Genomic DNA, 22,853 nt, shown 5'->3' with positions numbered 1-22,853 from the left:
ATCCTCGGTGGTCTTGGGATCAGCTCAGGTTTTCCAGGGTTTGCGTATCCCAGCTATGGGTCTTGATCGCCAGGTAGAGCATGCCGATGGTCAGCGGCACCTTGTCGCCACGCCCTTTGGCGCGGCGCTTGAGGAACACATCGAACACCGGCGGTTTGAAGTAACGATAAGCATCGTAGTCGCCCAGGTCGAGGGCAAACTCTTGCTCCATCGCGTCCATCAATTGCTTGGCCTCGGCGCCGTCGCAGCCCAGCTCAAGGTTGATCGAGGTTTCGAGGCGAAGGGTCTTGTGCTTCGGCAGGCCGATTTCTTCGTGCAGCAGTTGCAGAAGCTGCTGCATCACGGGGTCTTCGGGGAAGTTGGGGGCCAGGTTCATGGTGGGCGCACGCAGGAGTGGGTGAGGGGGCGGGTGGCGTTGGCGGCGGTACTTGTTGCGGGTTATGAAGAGTGCCAAGCCTATCAAGAATACGAAGATAGGGAGCAAGGGCATTCTAAGGATTACTGCCATGTAGGGTAATAAGAACGTCAATGCCAGGCCGGTTACGAGGCACGTGATTGCAAGGCGTTTTCTCAGAATAGAGTCAGTGATCTGGTAATGCAGTAAAACGTAAAAACCAAAGAAACAGGCTATTTGCAGGACGATATTCATGACTCTTGAAATCTCTTTGCTTCGAGTGCCCGTGTGTTCCAGCGTTTGGCTTTGACGGCCTGGTAGAGCATGTCGATGGTGAGCGGGATTTTGCCTTTGCTGCCTCTGTCCACATGTCTCAAATACATGTCAAAGCCTCGACGCTTGAAATAGCGATTGCTCCTGTAGTCTCCGAACGTCATGCCGAAATCTTGCTTCAGTGCGGCCATCAATTTTCTAGCCTCAGAGCTGCTGCATCCGAGATCATGATTTATTGAAGTGCTGAGGCTGAGAGCTTGATGTTTGGGCAGGCCCACGTCTTCATTCACGAGCTGCAGGAGGTGACGCATGACGGGGTCGTCGGGAAAGTCGGCTGCCAGGTTAAGTGTGGGGGCGACGAGCAATGGGTGAGAGGACCTGATTCGGCTATAGCGGTGCCGATCCAGATATAGGCCCGAGCCTAATAGCAACGCACCTATAGGCAGGCTTGGGAGTCGGACTTCCTGTGCCCAGTAAGGGAGCCATATTGCGCAGGTCAGGCCAACAGCGAACAGTAATAAACCGACATATTTTCTAAGGGTTTTGGACCTCATTTTGTTGTCCAGGACAACGCTCACCACGATAAAAATGATCCATTGGACGTATTCCATCAACGTCTCCCTCCTCCCTGAAATTGAATGACCATTGCAGACATTGAGCGCTGAGGACCTATTCCTCCGTCTACCTGAGCTTCACTTCCGACGATCACATCACCTGCGTGATAACTGCGAATGATGTTTTTGGTGAATAGACCCACTGTGACGCCGACAACGCGTGCTACAGGTTTCGAAAGCGGGTGAAGGGGAACGCTGAAGGCCCCAGCCAGTAGCAAGGTGACGATGGTCCCGCGTTCGTTAAGCAGTTCAGCTTGTTGTCGGGTCAGTGGCTTGGAGATCGCGACTGTCATCTTGCAAGGCAAATCTCGGGCGAACATCTTTTCGTAGAGATCCACCAGTCGATAGCGCACTTCGTTTGCCGAAGTACCAGCTTCCAGCAAGCAGAGGTTTGTCAAAGCGTGCTTGTGGGTGGGTAAAACGGTAAGGCGAATCACCGTGAAGGTGACGCCGTAATGGCCGATGTATTGAGTCCTTTCGATATTCACGGGTTTTTGCCGGGACAGTTGAGAGGTCACCAGTTTCGGTCATATGAAGGGAGGTTATGTAGAGGGTGAGATAGCTGTTTTAAGCAGTTTGGGAAGAGGACTACACGGGGTTTGTCTGCTTCCCACAAAGCTTTCCGGCATTTGCGGTTTGACAGTGATTTTTTTGGCAACACCCAGCCAATGTGGGAGCCGGGCTTGCCCGCGATGGCGGTGTGTCAGGTAGGGCAATATTGCCTGACAGTCCGCCATCGCGGGCAAGCCCGCTCCCACAGGTTTAGCTCAGGGGTTGGCTTGGTTGTGGCTGCGTGTCGACTGCCGGTTGCAGTTGAACGTGCTGCGTTGCTTCCAGCAGATCACAGCCATCCTGCACCAGCAGATATAGGGCATTGATGATGTGGGAAATGTCTTTGAGGTCGGCGTGTTCGTAGGTCAGGCAGGTGAAGGTTTCCAGCAAGTCAGTGGCAGCGCGGATGCGCTGGTGTGCGGCGCACTGGATATCTTCGGCGGCGGCTTCGGTGTCGATGACGAGAGGGTGGGTGTTGGTGAAGTTGGTGCGTAGCTGACGATAGCGATTGGCAGGGACATTGAGCGTTGTCATAAAAGGGCACTCCGAAAAATCAAAGAAATACGCCAAAAAAATTGGCACGTTTATCTCTGCTGTTGTTCGAGTGACCAAGCTCGGTCGCCGTATTGATAGCGACGGAGCGAACCTTAGAAGCCAGCGTTATTTCGAGCAATAAACATATGGTTTAACCACTTAGATCGCTCCCACGCTCCTGCGTGGGAATGCCTTCCGTGACGCTCTGCGTCACCACTGCCGAAGGGTAAAGCCGGGCGCGGATGGCGGGGCGCGGAGCGTCCCAGGCGGCATTCCCACGCAGAGCGTGAGGAACGATCAGGTCGGGCGGTAATCGCCAAGCTTACAGACGCGAAGCCGCATCCAGGTCCATCAGCCCGCGCCCATAGGCTTCGCTGTTAGCATAGATGCCCGTCCGATTGGCGGTGCTGAGCAAGCGATCGCGAACCTGCTGCGGGGTCATTTCGGGAAAGCGGCTTTGCAATGCCGCCAGGGCGCCGCTGACCAACGCGGCGGCCGGGGAAGTTCCAGCGGTCGGCCCGTAGCTGCCATCTTTCTGTGTCGTCAGCAGGCCCGCCCCACCATCGCCACCCGGTACGGCAATGCACCAGCGCGCAGCAAGCCCGCAGTAGTTGGACTTGAGGTTGATCGCGCTGCCGTCGTTCTTGAGGGCCATGACGGCGATCCAGCCTTTTTCCAGCTCTGGCACCAGTGCAGGCAGGCCGGGTTCGGCAAGAGGCTCGCGTTTGACCTCGTTGCCGGTGGAGAACACAAAGACCGCGCCTTCAGCCACCAGTTGCTTGGCCGCCTCCAGTGAGTCGCCCATCAGGCGTTCATAGACAGGCATTTCATTGGTGTTGGCTTCAATGGGGTTTGCCCAGGAGTTACTGAAAAAGCGTGCGCCTTGGGCATGTGCCAGGCGCCAGCCCTGGGCAATTTCGCTGTCGAAATAAAACGGCTCCTTATCGTCGCCGAAGCGCATGGGGATTAACTGGGCGTTGAAGGCGATCCCGTGCATGCCTTGAGCGTTCTTGTTGGCGGCGAGAATACCGGCCATTTGTGTGCCGTGGCCTTTGATGTCGACGGTGCCTGGCTGTTGGCGCACGAAATCGTAACCGATATCGGCCAAGCGCCCTTGGAACTCAGGTAATTCACTGTTGAGGCCCGAGTCGATCAGCGCCACTTTCACGCCTTGGCCAGTGCCGCCACGCGCATAGAGGGTGGAGGCCTTGACGATAGGCAGGGCGTTAGCGGCGAAGTATTCGGGCGTTTCAAAGGCACGCACGGCCAATTGCTCGGAAGTGGGTTTTGGCGGCGCTGCACAGCCCATCACCAGCAAGGGCAATGCGAGAAGCAAAGAAAACGATGGCATGCGAGACATTCACGACTCCTTGTCGGGGCTTGTAATCAAGCGTGCTACTGTCTGCATTTTTGCGCGGGCTTGCTGGTTTTCTCTGTATCAGTTTGTAGCGTTTATCCCCGACCGTTTACCGATCGCTGGTCTATGTTTTTGACTCGTTCAGCGGTCAACGGAGTGACAGCTTATGCACAACACCCTCCAGCAGGTCTTTGGTTATCCACAGTTTCGTTTGGGCCAGGAAGAAGCGGTCAGCGCAGTGCTGGCCGGTCGTTCGGCGGCCGCGATTTTTCCTACCGGGTCGGGCAAGTCCCTGTGTTATCAGCTGTCGGCGGTGCTGTTGCCGCATCTGACGCTGGTGGTGTCGCCGCTGTTGGCGCTGATGCAGGACCAGTTGGGTTTCCTGCAGCGCCATGGCATTTCTGCCGGCAGTATCGATTCGGCGCAGAGCCGTGAAGACGCCAATGAGGTGATGGCCCGTGCGCGTTCGGGGGAGTTGAAGATTTTGATGATTTCCGTGGAGCGCTTGAAGAACGAGCGCTTCCGTAACTTCCTGCAAAGCGTGCAGATTTCCTTGTTGGTGGTGGATGAGGCGCACTGTATTTCCGAATGGGGCCACAACTTCCGTCCGGACTATTTGAAGCTGCCGGACTACCAGCGCCAGTTCAATATCCCACAAGCGCTGCTGCTGACGGCTACAGCCACGCCCAAGGTGATTGCCGACATGCAGGCCAAGTTCGCCATTGCGCCGGATGACGTGATCACCACGGGCTTCTACCGGCCCAACCTGAACTTGCTGGTAGAACCGGTGAGTGGCCACGACAAGCGTCGGCGCCTGGTCGAGTGGATGAGCGCGCGGGCCAATCAGCCAAGCATCGTTTACGTCACGTTGCAAAAAACTGCTGAGCAGATTGCCGAGCACCTGAATCGCAATGGCATTCAGGCCGAGGCGTACCACGCCGGGTTGCCCCACGATAAACGTGAAGGCATCCAGCAGCGCTTTATGGGCGGGCGCTCCAACTGCATCGTTGCCACCATCGCGTTCGGCATGGGCATCGACAAGAGTGACATCCGCAACGTGGTGCACTTCGACCTGCCCAAATCCATCGAGAACTACAGCCAGGAAGTCGGCCGCGCCGGGCGTGACGGGCAGCCGTCCGACTGCCTGGTGCTGGCCAACCGTGACAGCCTCAATGTGCTGGAAAACTTCGTGTATGGCGACACGCCGGAGCAGCAGGGCATTCGCCGTGTACTCGAGGAGTTGCAAGCAGCGCGAAGCGAGGGCCAGTGGGAGTTCCTGTTGAGGTCGCTGTCGGACCACAGCAACATCCGCGAGCTGCCGCTCAAGACGCTGCTGGTGCAGTTGGAACTCAGAGGTGTGATCGCACCGCGCTACGCGTTTTACGCCGAATACCGCTTTAAGTACCTGATCGAACCCGCGGCGCTGCTGGCGCGTTTTTCCGGCGAGCGGCAGCAGTTTGTCGCGGCGATCATCCAGGTATGTAAACGCGCTAAAACCTGGGCGACGGTGGATTTCGATGCGCTGTACCAACAGCACAATGCCGAGCGCAGCCGCGTGGTGAAGGCGCTGGATTACTTTCAGGAACAGGGCCTGATCGAGCTGGAAAGCAAGCAGATGACCGAGGTCTACAGCCTGCTCGATACCGACTTTGATCCACAGGCGCTGAGCGCCGAGTTATACACAGGCTTCAAGCACCATGAAGTGACGGAAGTGGCGCGGATCCACGCCATGCTCGATCTTTTTGCGACCGAGCAGTGCCTGGGGCAGCGTCTGGCCAAATACTTTGGTGATGAAAATGCCCCTCAACGCTGCGGGCATTGTTCGGTATGCCACGGCCACGTCGCACATTTACCGCCGCCACCGAGTCTGCCGCCACTTGTGGATAAAAACTTCATGGGGCTGTGCGGTGATTTTATCCACAGGCATCATGAACACACCACGAACGTGCCAGAAGCGGAACGGCTGACGCGGTTTCTCGGTGGTATCAGCGTACCGTTGTTTACCAAGATGAAGGCGCGGGGCATACCGGGTTTTGCTGCGCTGGAGGATTACCCTTACGCCGAGGTGCGTGAGTGGGCGCAAGCCCATCTGAATGACCTGTAAACCCACTTTCCAGAGAGCCGCCCATGCCTGACTCAATGCCGCAACGCGCTGACTACCGTCATTTCCAGCCGATCATCACGCGTTGGCACGACAATGACGTGTATGGCCATGTGAACAACGTCACCTACTACAGCTTTTTCGACACGGCGGTGAATACCTACCTGATTGAAGAAGGTGGGCTGGATATTCATGACGGTGAAGTGGTGGGGTTTGTGGTGAGTTCGGCGTGCGATTATTTCGCTTCGATCGCGTTTCCGGATCGGCTGGATATCGGCCTGCGGGTGGGCAAACTGGGTAACAGCTCGGTGCAATATGAGTTGGCGGTGTTCAAGGCCGACGAGAATGAAGCCTGTGCGGCGGGGCGCTTTGTGCATGTGTTTGTCGACAGGGCGTCGAACCAGCCGGTGGCGATTGCGGGGAAGTTGCGCGAGGCGTTGGAGCGGTTGGTGGTCTGACCTGGCCTTGGCAGACACCCTGAACCTAATGTGGGAGCGGGCTTGCTCGCGAAAGCGGTGTGTCAGCCAGCAAATTAGTTGACTGACAGTCCGCCTTCGCGAGCAAGCCCGCTCCCACATGGGTTTTTCAGTGTTCTTTAGGCCTTACCGATGACGGTAGTGATGCTTGTTCTTGCGATGCCCATAGGCATGCCCGCGTCCACGGTGGTCATCACGGTCATAACGACGGTTGTCGCGCCCGCGGTAGCGGCGGTCGTCGTCATCGCTTCTGTTGCCCATGTAGTTGCCCAGCGCGCCGCCTGCACCACCGCCGGCTGCTGAGCCGACCAATGCACCGGTGCTGCCGCCGACACTGCGGCCTACGACGTTGCCGCCGGCTGCGCCCAATGCGCCGCCAATAGCGGCTTCGCCACGGCTGCGCTTGTCGGCACCCACCGCGCTACCGCCTGCGCCACCCAGGGCTGCGCCGATGGTGGAACCGGTGTTGCCGCCCAACTGCTGGCCGACAACCGAACCTAGAACCCCGCCCAATGCGCCGCCCACACCGGCTTCGGTGGTGCCACCGGCCATGGCTGCGCCACTGACCAGGCCAAGGGACAACAAGAGAATCGAGGAGAACTTCATAGAGAGACCTCAAGAGGATGACGGCGCGATCCTGAGGTTGTATCGAGACGCTGACAATCGAAAACCGACCGGCGGTACAGGTTGTATACAATTTGCTAAGTTGCTGTTTTGTATAGGGAACTTAAGTCTGTTTTGTGAGTCTTTAGCTACTTCGGAAGGGCCGTTTTTATGCAAAAGCGGCCTTTTTTTGTGCCTGTTGAAAGGGGACGCAGAGCGTCCAGGGCGGCGTTCCCACGCAGAGCGTGGGAACGATCGACTTAGGCTGAGCGGGCCATGATCAAGCCACTGTCGCTCGCCGCTTCCAGGCAAATCGCCACGAACTTCGAGGTCGGCGTATGGCTGCCATCCCCGGTGCTTTCCAGCGGCACCAGCGGGTTCACTTCCGGGTAGTAAGCCGCCGCCTGGCCCGCCGGAATATCAAACGCCAGCAAGGTGAAGCCCTTCACGCGGCGCTCGCGGCCATCTTCCCACAGCGACACGATGTCAGCCTTCTGCCCCGGCTTGAAGCCCAGGCGGATAATGTCGGCTTCGTTGACGAACAGCACGTCACGCTGGCCCTTGACCCCACGGTAGCGGTCGTCCAGGCCGTAAATGGTGGTGTTGTACTGATCGTGGGAGCGCATCGACTGCATGATCAGGTCCGGCACCCGGCCTGTGGCGTGGGTGCGTTCGTGGATCAGGTCTTTGGGCAGCACGTTCGGGCGGAAATTGGCGCGGCCCGACGGCGTGTTCCAGCGGCGTGCGCCGGCGGAGTTGCCCAGGTAGAAACCGCCTGGGTGCTTGATACGCTCGTTGAAATCCTTGAAGCCTGGGATGGTGTCGGCAATCAGGTCGCGGATGCGCCCGTAGTCAGCCACCAGCCAGTTCCAGTCCACCGGCTTGCTGCCCAACGTGGCGGCGGCAATCCCGGCCAGAATCGCCGGCTCGGACTTCATCAGCTTCGACAGCGGCTGCAGTTGGCCATTGGAGCCGTGCACCATGCTGAACGAGTCTTCCACTGTCACCGCTTGCGGGCCGTCGGCCTGGATGTCGATGTCGGTACGGCCCAGGCACGGCAGAATCAGCGCGTCTTTGCCGTGCATCAGGTGGCTGCGGTTGAGCTTGGTGCTGATCTGCACGGTCAGGTCGCAGTTACGCAGCGCTTCAAAGGTGCGCGGGCTGTCTGGCGTGGCTTGGGCGAAGTTGCCGCCCAGGCCGATAAACACCTTGGAACGGCCTTCGAGCATGGCGTGGATCGCTTCGACCACGTTGTGGCCGTTGGTACGCGGCACCTGGAACTGGAAGCGGCGCTCCAGCGCATCCAAAAACGCCACCGGCGGGCGTTCGTTGATGCCCATGGTGCGGTCGCCTTGCACGTTACTGTGGCCGCGCACCGGGCACAGGCCGGCGCCTGGGCGGCCGATGTTGCCACGCAGCAGCATCAGGTTGGCGATTTCCTGGATGGTCGGCACCGAGTGGCGATGCTGGGTGATGCCCATCGCCCAGCACATGATCACGTTTTTGCCTTTGGCGTACATGCGCGCCGCTTGCTCGATCTCGACCAGGCTGAGGCCGGACTGCGCGACGATTTCATCCCACGAGGTGTCGTCGATCTGGCCCAGGTACTCCAGCACATTGACGCTGTGTTCATTGAGGAAATCGTGGTCGAACACCGCTTCCTTGCCTTCGGCCTGGGCCTGGCGCTCCCACAGCAGCAGGAACTTGGCCATGCCGCGCAGGATGGCCATGTCGCCACCCAGCGCCGGGCGGAAGTACGCGGTGTTGGTGGGTTTATCACCGTTGGTGAGCATTTCCAGCGGGTGTTGCGGGTGCTGGAAGCGTTCCAGGCCACGCTCTTTGAGCGGGTTGATGCACACCACCTGGGCGCCACGTTTTACTGCTTCGCGCAGCGGTTCAAGCATGCGCGGATGGTTGGTGCCGGGGTTCTGGCCCCAGACGAAAATCGCATCGGCATGTTCGAAATCATCAAAGGTCACGGTGCCTTTGCCGACGCCCACGCTTTGCGCCAGGGCGACGCCGCTGGCTTCGTGGCACATGTTCGAGCAGTCCGGGAAATTGTTGGTGCCATAGGCGCGCACAAACAGCTGGTACAGGTACGCCGCTTCGTTGCTGGCCCGGCCCGAGGTGTAGAACTCGGCCATGTCCGGGCTTGGCAGGGCGTTGAGGTGCTTGCCGATCAAGTCAAAGGCGGCTTCCCAACTGATGGCTTGATAGCGATCGGTCTCGGCGTCATAGCGCATCGGTTCGGTCAGGCGGCCCTGGTATTCCAGCCAGTAGTCACTCTGCTCCAGCAGCGCCGTCACGCTGTGCTTGGCGAAGAAGGCGGCGTCCACGCGGCGCTTGGTGGCTTCCCAGTTGACCGCCTTGGCGCCGTTCTCGCAGAACTTGACCATGCCGCTTTCTGGCGAGTCACCCCAGGCGCAGCCAGGGCAGTCGAAACCGCCGTTCTGGTTGGTCTTGAGCATCATGCGCAGGTTTTTCATGGCGTTGTCGCTGGTCAGCCAGGCCTGCGCCACGCTGATCAGTGCGCCCCAGCCGCCGGCCGGGCCTTTGTACGGCTTGTAGCGCGGGGTCGGGGTTTGGTCGGCTTGGTGATGCATGCTCATGGCTGGTTCTCCATCGCGGGGCTGTAAACCCGCGGCGCACTTTTCTGCGGCAGGTGGATGAGATTGAGGTTGTGCCGGCGCGCCCATTGCAGGGCCAGGCCGGTGGGCGACGACAGGCTGACCAGGGTCTGGATGCCTGCGCGCAGCACTTTTTGAATCAATTCGAGGCTGCAACGGCTGGTGACAATGGCCAGGCCACCGTCGGTCGGAATTTTTTGGCGGATCAGCGCGCCGATCAATTTATCCAGGGCGTTATGCCGGCCGATGTCTTCGCGACCCATTAGCAACTCGCCCTGGTTATTCATAAAGATCGCCGCATGCACCGCGCCGCTGTGCTGGCCCAAAGGCTGAAAGGCGCTGATGCGTTGGCGCAGGCCGTCGAGCCATGCGGCAGGCGGCAACGGCGCACCGGGCAGCACTTGCAGGTCTGGCAAGGCTTGCTCCACGGCTTCTACCCCGCACAGGCCGCAACCGCTGGTGCCGGCCAACTGGCGGCGTTGCTGCTTGAGGTTCCAGAAGGCCCGGCTGGAAATCTGCACCTGAGCGTACTGGGCAGAGCCAGCACCGCTGAGTTTTAGATCATAAATGTCGCTAACGTCGGCGATAATGCCGCTGCCGATGCTGAAGCCGACGATAAAGTCTTCCAGGTCGGTGGGCGTCACCAGCATCACCGCCTGGCTGATGTCGTTATAGGCAATCGCCAACGCCACTTCTTCGGCCAATGCAGTGCTGGCGATTTCCGTGTGTTCGAGATTGCAAAACTGGTAGCTCTGGCTGGCGGCTGGCGCGGGCGTTTCGAGGGCAGGCGCCGCGCAGACTGGGCGCTTGGCGTTCATGGGGCAATACCACCGAGGGAATGATCAATCTTTAGACTAGGCGCGACAAAGGGTCGCGTCTAATCGGCTGTACTGATCTATTGATAGATGGCGTCGATCAAGGCGTCTGTAGTGGGCTTATTCCAGACAGCGCGCAGGCTAGCGTGTTTGGGTCTTTGGCGGGCCCGGAACCCAAGTCTGCAGGACTGGTCTAGTCTTGGGCATCTGGAACTTAAACCCCAAGGAGAGCGCACCATGAGTATTTTTAGCTTTGTTAAGGAAGCAGGCGAGAAGTTGATTGATCTGTTGACGCCGGGTAACGCCAATGCTGGCGAAGAGTTGAAAAAGCATATCGAAGCCGTAGGGCTGGGTAACCCGAACGTTCACGCCACCGTCGACGGTGACAAAGTGACGATCACCGGTGAAGTTGCCAGTCAGGAAGAGAAAGAAAAAATCCTTCTGGCGGCGGGTAATATCGCTGGCGTTGCCAGTGTGGATGACCAGATCACCGTGACTGGCCCAGCCGTGACAGCTGCCCGTTTTGTCACCGTTGAAAAAGGTGACACGCTCAGCGCTATTTCCAAGCGCGTATATGGCGACGCCAACAAATATCAAAAAATCTTTGAGGCCAACAAGCCGTTGTTGTCGCATCCGGACAAAATTTACCCAGGGCAAGTACTGCGTATTCCTGAGTAACACACAGACCTAACTGTGGGAGCAGCTTTATACGGGAGCTGGCTTGCCTGCGATAGCATCACCTCGGTATCACTGATACACCGAGGTGCCTGCATCGCGGGCAAGGCCAGCTCCCACATTTACATTAGAGCCCGGCGATGAGATCTCTGTAATCATCGACTGCCGCGAACTCCCCTGTGTCCTTTGGCCCCTTCTTGCTGTCCGGCTCTTTGACCGCCAGCAAATGCCCCACGCCAAACTCGCGTGCACTGCGCAGGATCGGCAAGGTGTCATCGATAAACAGGCTGCGGGCCGGGTCGAACTGGATGTCGGCTTGCAAGGCGTCCCAGAATTGCGGGTTTTCCTTGGCGAAACCGTAGTCGTGGGAACTGATCAATCGTTCGAAATACGGCGCCAGTTCAATGCGCTCCAACTTCAATGACAGCGAATCACGATGGGCGTTGGTGATCAAAATCACACGCTTGCCGGCCTGTTTGATCGCCGCCAGAAAGGTGTCCGCGTCCGGGCGCAGGGCGATCAGGTGCGCGGTTTCCAGTTTGAGTTCGCGCACCGGGATGTTCAGCTCGGCACTCCAGAAATCCAGGCAATACCATTGCAACTGTCCGGCGTTACGCTCGAACAGCGGTTGCAACTCCATGTCGGCCATGGCCCGGCTCACGCCGTGCAGTTGCGCGTAGCGCAGGGGCAGGTGCTCCATCCAGAAGTGGTTGTCGAAGTGCAGGTCGAGCAAGGTGCCGTCCATGTCCAGCAGGACGGTGTCGATGGCGTGCCAGGGCAAAGAGGGCATGGGGCGTTCTCATGTAAGTAAAGATATCCGACACAGACAATCGGAAAAGCCACGGTATAGTAACCCGATCACGCCAAGGAGCCGCTTATGCGCCAGAAACCCACCGTCCTCGCCCGCGAAATAGTCGCCAGTAGCCGTTTGTTCCGCGTGGAGGAAGTGCAATTGCGCTTTTCCAATGGCGTTGAACGGACCTACGAGCGCCTGGTAGGCCGCGGTGCCGGTTACGGCGCGGTGATGATCGTGGCGATGATCGATGCCGACCACGCGTTGCTGGTGGAAGAGTATTGCGGCGGCACCGATGAATATGAATTGTCGTTGCCCAAGGGCTTGATCGAACCTGGCGAGGACGTACTGGCGGCGGCCAACCGCGAACTCAAGGAGGAGGCCGGTTATGGCGCGCGCCAGTTGGAGCACATCACCGAGCTGTCCTTGTCGCCTGGTTATATGAGCCAGAAAATTCAGGTGGTACTGGCCACCGAGCTGTATGAAGAACGCCTGGAAGGCGATGAACCTGAACCGATGCGCGTGGAACGCGTCAACCTGCGCGAGCTGTCGATGCTGGCGCAAAACGAGCAGTTCAGTGAAGGCCGTGCATTGGCGGCCCTGTATTTGGTACGAGACCTGTTGACCCAGCGTGGAGCTTTTGTCGCATGAGCGAACTGTTTTTAGGCCATCCGTTTATTGCCCCTGTGATCGAGCTGGCGCGCCAGGCGGGTGAAGTCATCCTGCCGTATTGGCGTGCGGACGTGGCGGTCACCTCCAAGGCGGATGATTCGCCGGTGACGGCGGCCGACCTGGCGGCTCACCACCTGATCCTGGCGGGCCTTACCGCCCTGGACCCGAGCATCCCGGTGCTGTCCGAGGAAGATGCCGATATCGACCAGAACGTGCGCGCCGGCTGGCAGCGCTGGTGGTTGGTGGACCCGCTGGACGGCACCAAGGAATTTATTTCCGGCAGCGAAGAATTTACCGTCAACATTGCGTTGATCGAGCAAGGCCGCGTGGTATTTGGCGTGGTGTCGATGCCCACCAGTGGCCGCTGCTACTTCGGTGGCGCGGGCCTGGGCGCGTGGCGCTCGGATGTAAGTGAAGCACCCAAGCAGATCCAGGTACGCCAGACCCCGGCTGCAGGCGAGGCCTTTACCGTGGTCGCCAGCCGCCGCCATAGCAGCCCGGAGCAGGAACGCCTGCTCAGTGGCTTGAGCGAAGGCTTGGGTGAGCTGAAGCTGGCGAATATCGGCAGCTCGCTGAAATTCTGCCTGCTGGCCGAAGGCAGCGCCGATTGCTACCCGCGCCTGGCGCCGACGTCACAGTGGGACACGGCCGCAGCCCAGGGTGTGCTGGAAGGGGCGGGTGGTGAGGTGCTGGAGTTGAGTGGTGCGCCGTTCAGCTATCCGGCGCGGGCTTCGTTGTTAAACCCGTTTTTTCTGGCGTTGCCGGCCAAGGCAGCGTGGCGTGAAAGGTTACTGACTTTGGCCAGATCTTAAAGCCACAGCAAATCAAAATGTGGGAGCGGGCTTGCTCGCGAATACGGTGTATCAGACACATACACAGTGACTGACACTCCGCTTTCGCGAGCAAGCCCGCTCCCACATTTGGTTTTGTGTTGTGGCAGTTAGCGGTGCAGGACGTATTGGCCAATAAAGTTAACGGCCCGTTCCTCACTGCCCTCATTCACAATCCACGTCTCCAACGCCAACCGCGCCCGGCCATGGCGCTGGTACGTCGCCACAAAGCGCTTCCACACCTTGTCTTGCGGCGCCACGCAAATGGCGATCGCATCCTGAGTCACCGGCAGCGGATAACTGATCTGCCCTTCCTGAATCACGATATGCCCGTCTTCAACACCTTCTTCACGCAGTCTCAGGTGCAGCCAACCCCAACCCGCCAACACGGCGCCGCAATAGAGGCTGCCGCCAAACATGGTGCTCTTGTGGTTGATATTGGCCTGCAAGGGCAGGTGCAACTGCAGTTGGCTGTGTTGCCAGTCGAGCACCTTGAGGCCCATTTCCCGGGTGAGGGGAATGTCGTGGTGAAGGATCGATTCCAGGTAGCGGCTGTCGCGGTTCATGGCGGTCTCTTGGCGGGTCATTCGTCGTCGGCGCTGTGGCTGGCGCTGTCGGCGAAGTTCAGGCCGTGCTTGCGCAGTTTGTCATGCAGGGTTTTGCGCGGGATGCCCAGGGCTTCGGCGAGGCTGCGCACCGAGCTGTGGGGGCGGGTCAGTTCGGCGGCGATCAGGCTTTTTTCGAACTGCTCGACTTGATCGCTCAAACCGCCAGAGGTTGACGTCAGCACGCCCGCGGCGGGGTTGTCCGCCGTGGCATCGAGTGCCAGCTCCAGCCCAAGGGCAAAGCGCTCGGCTGCATTTTGCAGTTCACGCACATTGCCCGGCCAACTGTGGCGCAACAGCAGGGCACGTTGGCCCGGTTGCAGTTCGTGCAACGGCAGGCCGTGTCGGCTGCTGGCTTCGTCGGCAAAATGCTGGAACAGCATCAGTGCATCTTCACCGCGCTCGCGCAGCGGCGGAATGCGCAGCGGCGCCACGTTGAGACGGTAATACAAGTCGGCCCTGAAGCGTCCCTGGTCGGCGGCCTGGCGCAGGTCTTCCTTGGTGGCGGCGATGATGCGGATATCCAGCGGGATCAACTGATTGCCGCCCAGGCGCTCTACCACTCGCTCCTGCAACAGGCGCAGCAGCTTGACCTGCACGTCCAGGCTCATGCTTTCGATTTCATCGAGGAACAGCGTGCCGCCATTGGCGAACTCGAACTTGCCGATACGGCGTTTCTGCGCGCCGGTAAAGGCGCCGGGCTCATGGCCGAACAGCTCGCTTTCGACCACCGACTCCGCCAGGGCGCCGGCGTTGATCGCCACAAACGGCCCGCTGCGGCGGCTCGACAGGTCGTGCAGGGCGCGGGCCACCACCTCTTTGCCGGCGCCGGTTTCACCGAGGATCAACACGTCGGCGCGGGTCGCCGCCAGGGCGCCGATCTGTTCACGCAGGCGCAGCATCTGCGGCGAATGCCCGACCAGGCGCGTGCTCAGTTGCTGGCGATCACTGAGGGCCAGGCGCAGGCTGCGGTTGTCCAGCACCAGGCGGCGCAGGGCCAGTGCGCGGCGCACGCTGTCGAGCAGGGCGTCGCTGGCGAAGGGTTTTTCGAGGAAGTCATAGGCCCCGGCGCGCATGGCTTGCACCGCCAGCGGCACATCGCCGTGGCCGGTTATCAGCAACACCGGCAGGTCCGGATCCTGGCCGTGCAGTTCAGCCAGCAGCTCCAGGCCGTCCATGCCGGGCATGCGGATATCGCTGACCACCACGCCCGGCCAATCGCGGGACAGGCGCGCCGTGAGGCCGGTGGCTTCGCCCAGGGTCAGGACTTTCAGCCCGGCCAGGTCCAGGGTCTGGCACAGGGCCTGACGCAAGTGTGGATCGTCGTCGATCAACACCACCTGGATCTGGTTATCGATACTCATACACTGCGGTCCTCGGACGGTTGCAGACTCACGCCCGGCGAGCCGGCACGCAATTTCAGGGTTAACAGCGCGCCGCCTTCCTTGTGATTGGCGAACAGCAATTCGCCGCCAAAGGCACGCATCAACGTCTCACAGATCGCCAGGCCCAGCCCCAAGCCCTGGGTGCGGGTCTTGGTGGTGTAGAACGGCTCGCTGGCGCGGCCCAGGGCTTCCATGCAAAAACCTGGGCCGTTGTCGCGAATGTACAGGTTGACGCCCTGTTCGGTGGTTTGGGCACTGAGCCACAATTTGCGCGGCGGGCCTTTTTCGGTAAGGGCGTCGAGGGCGTTGGCCAGCAGGTTGCCGAGCACCTGGCGCAGGCGGGTTTCGCCGGCTTGCACCCACAAGGTCGCCTCGGGTAAATCGCGGATCAATTCGACTTCCATCGAACGCCGCCGTTTGGCCAGTAACGCCAAGGCATCGTCGAGCGCCGGTTGCAGGGCCACGCTTTCCGGGGCGTGGCGGTCGCGGCGGGCGAAGGCGCGCAGGTGCGCGATGATCGAGGCCATGCGCCCGGTCAGTTCGCTGATCAGCTTGAGGTTGCCACGGGCGTCGTTGGTGCGTTCGTGGTCGAGCAGGATCTCGGCGTTTTCCGCGTAGCTGCGGATCGCCGCCAGCGGCTGGTTGAGTTCGTGGCTGATACTCGCCGACATGGTGCCCAGCGCCGACAGCTTGCCGGCCTGCACCAGGTCATCCTGGGCGCGCACCAGTTCCTGCTGGGCGTGTTCACGCTCCAGCACTTCCTGTTTGAGGCGGCGGTTAAGGCCTTCGAGGTCGCTGGTGCGCTCGATCACACGCGCTTCCAGCTCGCGGCGGGCCTTGGCTTCGAAGGCGATGCGTTCCAGGTAATGGCGACGGCGCTGCATCATCAGACCCAGCAGCAACATCAGTACCAGCAGCGTCGCGCCGCCCACGGCCACCACAGTGCGCACCGGGCGATTGATCAGCGAGCGCGGTGCGAGGATTTCCACGGTCCAGCCGGTTTCGGCGATGGCCGTGGATTGGCGCAGCCACGCCGTAGAGCTCAGCGCCAGTGGCTGCGGGTCGCGGGTCGGGTAGGGCTGGATGGCGATGATTGCCTGGCGCTCTTCTTCCGTGAGCGGCCGGGTCGCCCGGAAGCGCCATTGCGGGCGCGAGGTGAGGATGACCACGCCGTTATGGTCGGTCACCAGCAGTTGCTCAGGGGTTTTGCCCCACAGGCTTTCGGTGTGGTCCAGGTCGACCTTGACCACCAGCACGCCGATTATTTTGGCGCCGTCGCGCACGGCGGCGGCGAAGAAGTAGCCGCGTTTGGCCGAGGTGGTGCCCAGGCCGAAAAACCGCCCCAGACGCCCGGCCATGGCTTCGCTGAAATAGGGCCGGAACGAGAAATTACGGTCGACAAAACTGTCCTGCTTGTCCCAGTTGGAGGCGGCGAGGGTCTTGCCGGTAGTGTCCATCAAGTACATCACTTCCACCCCGGCCTGAGCGGCAACCTCCTTGAGCAGCAGGTTGGCGTTGGTCAGGTTGGCGCTGACCTGGGGCGCGTCCAGCGCGGTGCGCAGGGCCGGCAAGTCACCGAGGATCTGCGGCAGCACTTCATAGCGGTGCAAGGTGCCGAGCAGGTTGGCGACATACAGGTCGAGGGTTTGGCGGTTCTGCCCGGCCAGTTCGCTGCGGTAATAGCGCTCGGCCAGATGCTCCAGCGGCCACAGCAGCGGTGCCAGGCACAACGCCAGTAAGGCGAGGCTGCGCCAGCGAGGTCTACGCGGGAGGGGTGGAGTCATGGGAGTCATGCGCCTGTGGGGACAGGCGCATTATGCCTAGGGCCGGCGTGCAAGGCACTCGCCGGTCATGCAAACAGATCGGCGTCTGCCAGGGCCTTGCCGATCTGATCCTTGGCGGACAAGGTTGGGGTGCCCTCAAACTGCCAGTCAATCTTGAGCTCCGGGTCGTCCCAGCGAATACAACGCTCAGCCGAAGGCGTGTAGTAGTCAGTGGTCTTGTAGAGGAACTCGGCGTAGTCGCTGAGCACTACAAACCCATGGGCAAACCCCTCTGGAACCCACAGTTGGCGGTTGTTTTCGGCGGACAGGCGCACGCTGGTCCACTGGCCGAAAGTGGGCGAACTGCGGCGAATATCCACCGCCACGTCCAGGACCTCACCGGCGGTCACCCGCACGAGTTTGCCCTGGGTGTTTTCTATCTGGTAGTGCAAGCCGCGCAGCACGCCCTTTTGCGAGCGAGAGTGGTTGTCCTGCACAAACTCCAGCTGCAGGCCGGTGGCTTGGGCAAACGCCTTGGCGTTGAAACTCTCATAAAAAAAGCCACGCTCATCGCCAAATACCTTCGGCTCGAGGATCAATACGTCGGGCAGCTTGGTCGCGATTACATTCATTGGTTTCCCTCGCCGGGTGAACGGGTCGTGTGATCAGAACCTTATGCGATCAGGTCTTTTGGGTCGGTATTGCCCAGGCGCTCGCCTTGATAGCTGCCGTCCTGGACCCTGCGGCACCAGTCCAGGTTATCGAGGTACCACTGCACGGTTTTGCGCAGGCCGGTTTCAAAGGTTTCTTCCGGGACCCAGCCCAGCTCGTGTTCGATCTTGCTCGCGTCGATCGCGTAGCGCTGGTCGTGGCCCGGGCGGTCTTTGACGAAGGTGATCAGGTCGGTGAATTTCTCCACACCGGCCGGGCGCCGTGGCGCCAGTTCTTCGAGCAGGCCGCAGATGCCGCGTACAACGTCGATGTTCTTTTGCTCGTTGTGACCGCCGATGTTGTAGGTCTCGCCGACCACACCTTCGGTGACCACTTTGAACAAGGCGCGGGCGTGGTCTTCGACGAACAGCCAGTCGCGCACTTGCAACCCGTCGCCGTAGACCGGCAGTGGCTTGCCGGCGAGGGCGTTGAGGATCACCAGCGGGATCAACTTTTCGGGGAAGTGGAATGGCCCGTAGTTGTTCGAGCAGTTGGTCAGCAGCACCGGCAGGCCATAGGTGCGCTGCCAGGCGCGCACCAGGTGGTCGGAGGCGGCTTTACTGGCCGAATACGGCGAGCTGGGTGCGTAAGGCGTGGTTTCGGTGAACAAGTCGTCCACACCGTGGAGGTCGCCGTACACTTCGTCGGTGGAAATATGGTGGAAGCGGAACGCGCTCCTGGCCGGTTCCTCCAGGGTCTGCCAATAGGCGCGGGTGGCTTCCAGCAGGCTGTAGGTGCCGACGATGTTGGTCTGGATAAAGTCCGAAGGGCCATCAATGGAGCGGTCGACGTGCGACTCGGCGGCCAGGTGCATGATGGCCTGCGGCTCAAAGCGCGCCAGCACGGCGCTGACGGCGGCCTGGTCGATGATATCGGCCTGCACGAACTCATAGCGGCTGTTGGCGGCGATGCTGGTGAGTGACTCCAGGTTGCCGGCGTAGGTGAGTTTGTCCAGGTTGAGCACTTCGTGCTCGGTATTTTGAATCAGGTGACGAACCAGGGCAGAACCGATGAAGCCGGCGCCGCCGGTGATGAGAATGCGCATTCAGAGAGCCTTTTTTCCAGGACAGACATATAAGCCAGAGCATAGCTTGAGTTGCGCAACGGGGCGGCGCAAGCATACTCGGGTGAAGAAGGGTCGCCTTGATCGCCTGCGCGAGTTGGGTTTCCATGCTGCCGACCGGCGACTGCCTCAACATCCTCAAGATCAAGCCGCCGAGGGTGACGTCTAAACGCAGCGTGGATTTCTTTGTCGACAGGGTGTCGAAGGTGCTCAATGAGCCACTGTAGGTTATCGATTGTTATCGACTAACGGCTGTCATATTTGTCATTCATGATCTTTTATCACTTTTAAAGCCGATTTTTATCCGTTATAAAGTCGGCCTTCACCCCATTCGGAGTCCTGAACGCCATGACCACCCTGCACAGCACACCTCGCGCCGATGGCTTCTACATGCCTGCCGAATGGGCGCCGCAAACCCAAACCTGGATGATCTGGCCCGAGCGCCCGGACAACTGGCGCCTGGGCGGCAAGCCGGCGCAGGCCGCTCACGTGGCGGTGGCCAAGGCGATTGCACGCTTTGAACCGGTGACCGTCGCGGTGTCTGCCGGCCAGTACGAGAACGCCCGTGCGCGCCTGGATGTGCCCAATATCCGCGTGGTGGAAATGTCCAACGACGACGCCTGGGTGCGCGACACCGGCCCGACCTTTGTGATCAATAACAGTGGCGAAGTGCGCGGCGTGAACTGGGATTTCAACGCCTGGGGCGGCTTTGACGGCGGCCTGTATGCGCCGTGGAACCGCGATTCGCAGGTGGGCGGCAAGATCCTCGAGATCGAGCGCGTGCCGCGCTACCGCACCGAAGGCTTCGTGCTGGAAGGCGGTTCGATCCATGTCGACGGCGAAGGCACGGTGATCACCACCGAAGAGTGCCTGTTGAACCGCAATCGCAACCCGCATCTGGACCGCGCGGCCATTGAAGCGGTGCTGCGTGACCATTTGGCGGTGGATAAAGTCATCTGGTTGCCGGACGGCCTGTTCAACGACGAAACCGACGGCCATGTGGATAACTTCTGCTGCTACGTGCGCCCCGGCGAAGTGTTGCTGGCCTGGACCGATGACCCGCAAGACCCTAACTTTGCGCGCTGCCACGCCGCCATGGCCGTGCTGCAAAGCAGCACAGACGCTAAAGGCCGCCCGTTCACAGTGCATAAAATGCCGATCCCGGGCCCGTTGTACGCGACCGAAGAGGAATGCGCCGGTGTCGACCCGGTCGACGGTTCCCAGGAACGTAATCCGACTGTGCGTTTGGCCGGTTCCTACGTGAACTTCCTGATCGTCAACGGCGGCATCATCGCGCCGAGCTTCGACGACCCGCTGGACAGCCAGGCCAAAGAGATCCTGCAGAACCTGTTCCCGCAGCACGAAGTGGTAATGGTGCCGGGCCGTGAACTGTTACTGGGCGGCGGTAATATCCATTGCCTGACCCAACAACAGCCAGCACCGCACAAAAATTGAGTGCGGTTGTAACAGCGTTTGAGTGAACGCCGAGCGCTACCTGTTTAAAGCGCTTACAGCAAGCCCGCAGCCTGGCTAGGTTGCGGGCTTTTTTGTGCCCGAATGCCTATAAACACGGGACATTGGCATAGCTCTTGTATCGATGTTGCCACAGTGGCCCAAGGTGATGACTGCACAGTTCTGTCACAAACCTTGAGTAAGTTAGCCGCTCACGCAGTAGGAGAGAGCGCTGGAATGAATGCCGATATCAACCTGATCTACACGCGCCCGTTCCACCCGACGCGGGTTAGCGGTGATGCGATCCATGCGCTGGCGCTATGGTTGAAGGCAAACGGCTCGCGACAGGTGAGGCAGCAACAGCCTGACGTGCGCAGCGTGATGAGTGAACGCTACCCGGCGGGGTTGTTCAGTGAGGATGAGCTGCAAGCGCTGTGCGAACTGCTGAAAAACTGAAGCCCACCAGCTCCCACAGGTGATGATCGTTCCCACGCTCTGCGTGGGAATGCAGCCCGGGACGCTCTGCGTCCCGCTTCTGAGGTCGTGACGCAGAGCGTCACAGGAGGCATTCCCACGCAGAGCGTGGGAACGATCTGAAAAACTGAAGACCACCTAGATCCCACATTGACCGCGTGAAATTTAGAAGTTGTAGGTGCCTGTTGCCCACGAGCTCGCAAACACACCCTCGGCTAAAATGTTACATAATGTGTTTTCTTGACGAATCAGACGATTTTTCAGGCCTGAGCGAAGGCCTTGGAATGAACCGCTTAGAATTATTTCGCCTAAATACAGACGATTCACGAAATTGACACATAGTTCAACGCGCGCATAGGATTGCGCCCAACGCCTGTGGCTCACCGCCATGACTCATCCAATAAAAAAAGGCCCGCGGCAGTTCAGTCGTCCGCGGGCCTTCTTTTTTTGGATAACGTCGACACCAGAAAGCAACACGGAGCCTGGTGTCACAGCGCGTACTCAACCAGTAATAAGGAATATAAGAAATGTTGAAGCAACGGATGAGTCTGATCGCTCTGGGGATTTTGAGCGCATCGACAGCAATGGCTAACGACCAGGAGCAATCCAAGGGTTTCGTGGACGACAGCCACCTGAACATCGCAGCACGTAACGCCTACATCAGCCGTGACTACAAAAACGGCAAGCAAGACAAAGCCGAATGGGGCCAGGGCTTCATCGGCAAGTTCGAATCCGGCTTCACCCAAGGCACCGTCGGTGTGGGTGTGGACGTGATCGGCCAATACGCCATTCGCCTGGACGGCGGTAAAGGTCGCAGCGGCGCTGGCGGTATCGACTTCTTCAAGCAAGGCGACAGCGGCGAAGCAGCCAACGACCTGGCCAAGGGCGGCGCTGCCGTCAAGTTCCGCGTCTCTAACACTGTACTCAAGTACGGTGACCAGATGCCGGCTGTGCCTGTGTTGCAGTACGACAACTCCCGTCTGTTGTCGGAAACCTACACCGGTACGTCGATCGTTTCCAAAGAGATCGCCGGCCTGCAACTGGACGCTGGTCACTTCACCAAGGAAGCCCGCAAGAGCGCCGAAGGTTCCGACAGTGGCGCGCTGAAAAGCATCGACTACATCGGTGGTAGCTACAAATTCACCGAAAGCCTGTCGGCCGCGTTGTACGCTTCCAACATGCAGGACGTGCTGAAGAAGCAATACGTCAACGTCAACTACGTGCTGGCCCTGCCAGAGAAGCAATCGTTGACCTTTGACTTCAACGGCTACAAAACCAAGCTGGACCGCAGCTTCGCCCTGGAAAACCAAGGTGATGCGGACGCCCGCGACAACAAAATCTGGAGCCTGGGCGCTACCTGGGCTGTTGGCCCGCACAGCTTCACCCTCGCTCACCAGCGCAGCACCGGTGACACCGGCTACCTGTACGGCGGTTACCGCAACGCTGGCGGCATCGGCGACGGCGGCAATACCATCCTGCTGGCCAACTCCTACTGGTCCGACTTTAACGGCAAGGACGAGCGCTCCTGGCAAGCAGGCTACGGCCTGGACTTCAGCGCCTTCGGCGTGCCTGGCCTGACCTACAACATCGCTTACGTGCGCGGCACCAACATTGACGACGGTTCCAACCGTGGCAGTGGCACCGAGCGTGAAATCTTCAACCAGTTCAAATATGTCGTTCAAAGCGGCCCAGCCAAAGACCTGAGCCTGCGCGCTCGTGCGTCGTGGTTGCGCGTCTCCAGCAACGCCAGCAACTACAACGTAGGCGGTAACGAAATCCGTCTGTTCGCCGACTACCCGATCAACGTTTTCTAATTGATCGCACGTCGCGCCTGATGCCAGGCGATAAAAAACCCCGACTGGTTCGGGGTTTTTTTATGCCTTTGGATCAGCGCCGGTGATCGTTCCCCCGCTCTGCGTGGGAACGCCTCTTGGGACGCTCCGCGTCCCGCCGTCAACGATCAAGCATGGTTTTTTATCAGTTTTACGGACGCCAGTAGGTGGCGTCCAATCGTGTAGAAGTACCCTAAGAACTTGTTACACCACATCACTAATATAGTACTCAAACCCCCATTTATCTCGCCT

23 protein-coding genes are annotated in these 22,853 nt (G+C 59.8%); 9 read left to right on the top strand and 14 right to left on the bottom strand.

Features of this window, described 5'->3' with window-relative positions:
• Positions 1–19 precede the first annotated feature (19 nt).
• From BFP92_RS20460 to BFP92_RS20440, 5 genes are all read right to left on the bottom strand, one after another.
• A complete protein-coding gene (locus BFP92_RS20460) occupies positions 20–376 on the bottom strand; it encodes a DUF1493 family protein (protein ID WP_065930839.1) in 357 nt (118 codons plus the stop codon).
• Between the two features lie 269 nt (positions 377–645).
• On the bottom strand, positions 646–1,278 hold the full coding sequence (locus tag BFP92_RS30600) for a DUF1493 family protein (RefSeq protein ID WP_239694286.1): 633 nt from the start codon (positions 1,276–1,278) through the stop codon (positions 646–648).
• Positions 1,278–1,799 carry a hypothetical protein gene (locus tag BFP92_RS20450; RefSeq protein WP_239694285.1) on the bottom strand — a complete coding sequence of 174 codons (522 nt, stop codon included), beginning with the start codon at positions 1,797–1,799 and terminating at the stop codon, positions 1,278–1,280. Before BFP92_RS20450 ends, BFP92_RS30600 begins: the two co-directional genes overlap by 1 nt.
• A gap of 244 nt (positions 1,800–2,043) precedes the next feature.
• On the bottom strand, positions 2,044–2,367 hold the full coding sequence (locus BFP92_RS20445; protein ID WP_065930838.1) for a hypothetical protein: 324 nt from the start codon (positions 2,365–2,367) through the stop codon (positions 2,044–2,046).
• A 322-nt stretch (positions 2,368–2,689) separates the two neighbouring features.
• Positions 2,690–3,718 (bottom strand): S8 family peptidase, encoded by a 1,029-nt coding sequence (locus tag BFP92_RS20440; RefSeq protein ID WP_065930929.1) that lies wholly within the window; start codon positions 3,716–3,718, stop codon positions 2,690–2,692.
• Positions 3,719–3,890: 172 nt separating this feature from the next.
• Between BFP92_RS20440 and BFP92_RS20435 the strand changes: the two genes are divergently transcribed.
• Both BFP92_RS20435 and BFP92_RS20430 read left to right on the top strand, forming a co-directional pair.
• Positions 3,891–5,828 (top strand): RecQ family ATP-dependent DNA helicase, encoded by a 1,938-nt coding sequence (locus BFP92_RS20435; RefSeq protein ID WP_065930837.1) that lies wholly within the window; start codon positions 3,891–3,893, stop codon positions 5,826–5,828.
• 23 nt (positions 5,829–5,851) lie between these two features.
• Positions 5,852–6,283: an acyl-CoA thioesterase gene (locus BFP92_RS20430; protein WP_065930836.1), complete on the top strand. Its 432-nt coding sequence runs from the start codon at positions 5,852–5,854 to the stop codon at positions 6,281–6,283.
• Positions 6,284–6,427: 144 nt separating this feature from the next.
• Here the strand turns inward: BFP92_RS20430 and BFP92_RS20425 are convergent, their stop codons facing one another.
• The 3 genes from BFP92_RS20425 to fdhD all read right to left on the bottom strand — a co-directional run bounded on the left by BFP92_RS20425 (position 6,428) and on the right by fdhD (position 10,349).
• Positions 6,428–6,907 carry a glycine zipper domain-containing protein gene (locus BFP92_RS20425; protein WP_065930835.1) on the bottom strand — a complete coding sequence of 160 codons (480 nt, stop codon included), beginning with the start codon at positions 6,905–6,907 and terminating at the stop codon, positions 6,428–6,430.
• A gap of 257 nt (positions 6,908–7,164) precedes the next feature.
• The gene (locus BFP92_RS20420; RefSeq protein WP_065930834.1) at positions 7,165–9,513 is read right to left on the bottom strand and encodes an FdhF/YdeP family oxidoreductase; all 2,349 of its coding nucleotides are present in this window, start codon (positions 9,511–9,513) and stop codon (positions 7,165–7,167) included.
• On the bottom strand, positions 9,510–10,349 hold the full coding sequence (gene fdhD / locus BFP92_RS20415) for a formate dehydrogenase accessory sulfurtransferase FdhD (RefSeq protein ID WP_056858200.1): 840 nt from the start codon (positions 10,347–10,349) through the stop codon (positions 9,510–9,512). Before fdhD ends, BFP92_RS20420 begins: the two co-directional genes overlap by 4 nt.
• Positions 10,350–10,583: 234 nt before the next feature.
• On the opposite strand from fdhD, the gene lysM reads away from it, so the two are divergent.
• Entirely contained in the window at positions 10,584–11,024 is a 441-nt protein-coding gene (gene lysM, locus BFP92_RS20410) for a peptidoglycan-binding protein LysM (protein ID WP_065930833.1), read from the top strand.
• Positions 11,025–11,148: 124 nt separating this feature from the next.
• On the opposite strand, the gene yrfG is transcribed toward lysM, so the two are convergent.
• A complete protein-coding gene (yrfG, locus tag BFP92_RS20405; protein ID WP_065930832.1) occupies positions 11,149–11,811 on the bottom strand; it encodes a GMP/IMP nucleotidase in 663 nt (220 codons plus the stop codon).
• Positions 11,812–11,898: 87 nt separating this feature from the next.
• Between yrfG and nudE the strand changes: the two genes are divergently transcribed.
• Both nudE and cysQ read left to right on the top strand, forming a co-directional pair.
• Positions 11,899–12,465, top strand: coding sequence for an ADP compounds hydrolase NudE (nudE, locus tag BFP92_RS20400; protein WP_017135384.1), 567 nt, complete (start codon positions 11,899–11,901; stop codon positions 12,463–12,465).
• Positions 12,462–13,298, top strand: coding sequence for a 3'(2'),5'-bisphosphate nucleotidase CysQ (cysQ, locus tag BFP92_RS20395; protein ID WP_056860705.1), 837 nt, complete (start codon positions 12,462–12,464; stop codon positions 13,296–13,298). Before nudE ends, cysQ begins: the two co-directional genes overlap by 4 nt.
• A 128-nt stretch (positions 13,299–13,426) precedes the next feature.
• On the opposite strand, the gene BFP92_RS20390 is transcribed toward cysQ, so the two are convergent.
• From BFP92_RS20390 to rfbB, 5 genes are all read right to left on the bottom strand, one after another.
• Complete coding sequence (locus BFP92_RS20390; RefSeq protein ID WP_065930831.1) at positions 13,427–13,882, bottom strand: thioesterase domain-containing protein; 456 nt, start codon at positions 13,880–13,882, stop codon at positions 13,427–13,429.
• Between the two features lie 17 nt (positions 13,883–13,899).
• Positions 13,900–15,285, bottom strand: a complete 1,386-nt coding sequence (locus BFP92_RS20385) for a sigma-54-dependent transcriptional regulator (RefSeq protein ID WP_065930830.1) — start codon at positions 15,283–15,285, stop codon at positions 13,900–13,902.
• Complete coding sequence (locus BFP92_RS20380; protein WP_065930829.1) at positions 15,282–17,090, bottom strand: sensor histidine kinase; 1,809 nt, start codon at positions 17,088–17,090, stop codon at positions 15,282–15,284. The genes BFP92_RS20385 and BFP92_RS20380 overlap by 4 nt, the downstream gene beginning before the upstream one ends.
• Before the next feature lie 65 nt (positions 17,091–17,155).
• A complete protein-coding gene (rfbC, locus tag BFP92_RS20375; protein ID WP_065930828.1) occupies positions 17,156–17,701 on the bottom strand; it encodes a dTDP-4-dehydrorhamnose 3,5-epimerase in 546 nt (181 codons plus the stop codon).
• Positions 17,702–17,742: 41 nt separating this feature from the next.
• Complete coding sequence (gene rfbB / locus BFP92_RS20370) at positions 17,743–18,825, bottom strand: dTDP-glucose 4,6-dehydratase (protein ID WP_065930827.1); 1,083 nt, start codon at positions 18,823–18,825, stop codon at positions 17,743–17,745.
• Between the two features lie 98 nt (positions 18,826–18,923).
• On the opposite strand from rfbB, the gene BFP92_RS31775 reads away from it, so the two are divergent.
• From BFP92_RS31775 to BFP92_RS20355, 4 genes are all read left to right on the top strand, one after another.
• On the top strand, positions 18,924–19,070 hold the full coding sequence (locus BFP92_RS31775; protein WP_170875851.1) for a hypothetical protein: 147 nt from the start codon (positions 18,924–18,926) through the stop codon (positions 19,068–19,070).
• 121 nt (positions 19,071–19,191) lie between these two features.
• Positions 19,192–20,298, top strand: coding sequence for an agmatine deiminase (gene aguA / locus BFP92_RS20365; protein WP_058422624.1), 1,107 nt, complete (start codon positions 19,192–19,194; stop codon positions 20,296–20,298).
• A gap of 234 nt (positions 20,299–20,532) precedes the next feature.
• A complete protein-coding gene (locus BFP92_RS20360) occupies positions 20,533–20,751 on the top strand; it encodes a hypothetical protein (protein WP_056860698.1) in 219 nt (72 codons plus the stop codon).
• A gap of 545 nt (positions 20,752–21,296) precedes the next feature.
• Entirely contained in the window at positions 21,297–22,583 is a 1,287-nt protein-coding gene (locus BFP92_RS20355) for an OprD family porin (RefSeq protein WP_056860697.1), read from the top strand.
• The last annotated feature ends 270 nt before the right edge of the window (positions 22,584–22,853 follow it).

Origin of the sequence: Pseudomonas sp. 58 R 3 (genome assembly GCF_900006605.1) — a bacterium.
Classification (GTDB): Bacteria; Pseudomonadota; Gammaproteobacteria; order Pseudomonadales; family Pseudomonadaceae; genus Aquipseudomonas; species Aquipseudomonas salomonii.
The sequence above is the reverse complement of the archived record's forward strand: the minus strand, read 5'-3'. Positions and strand labels throughout refer to the sequence as shown.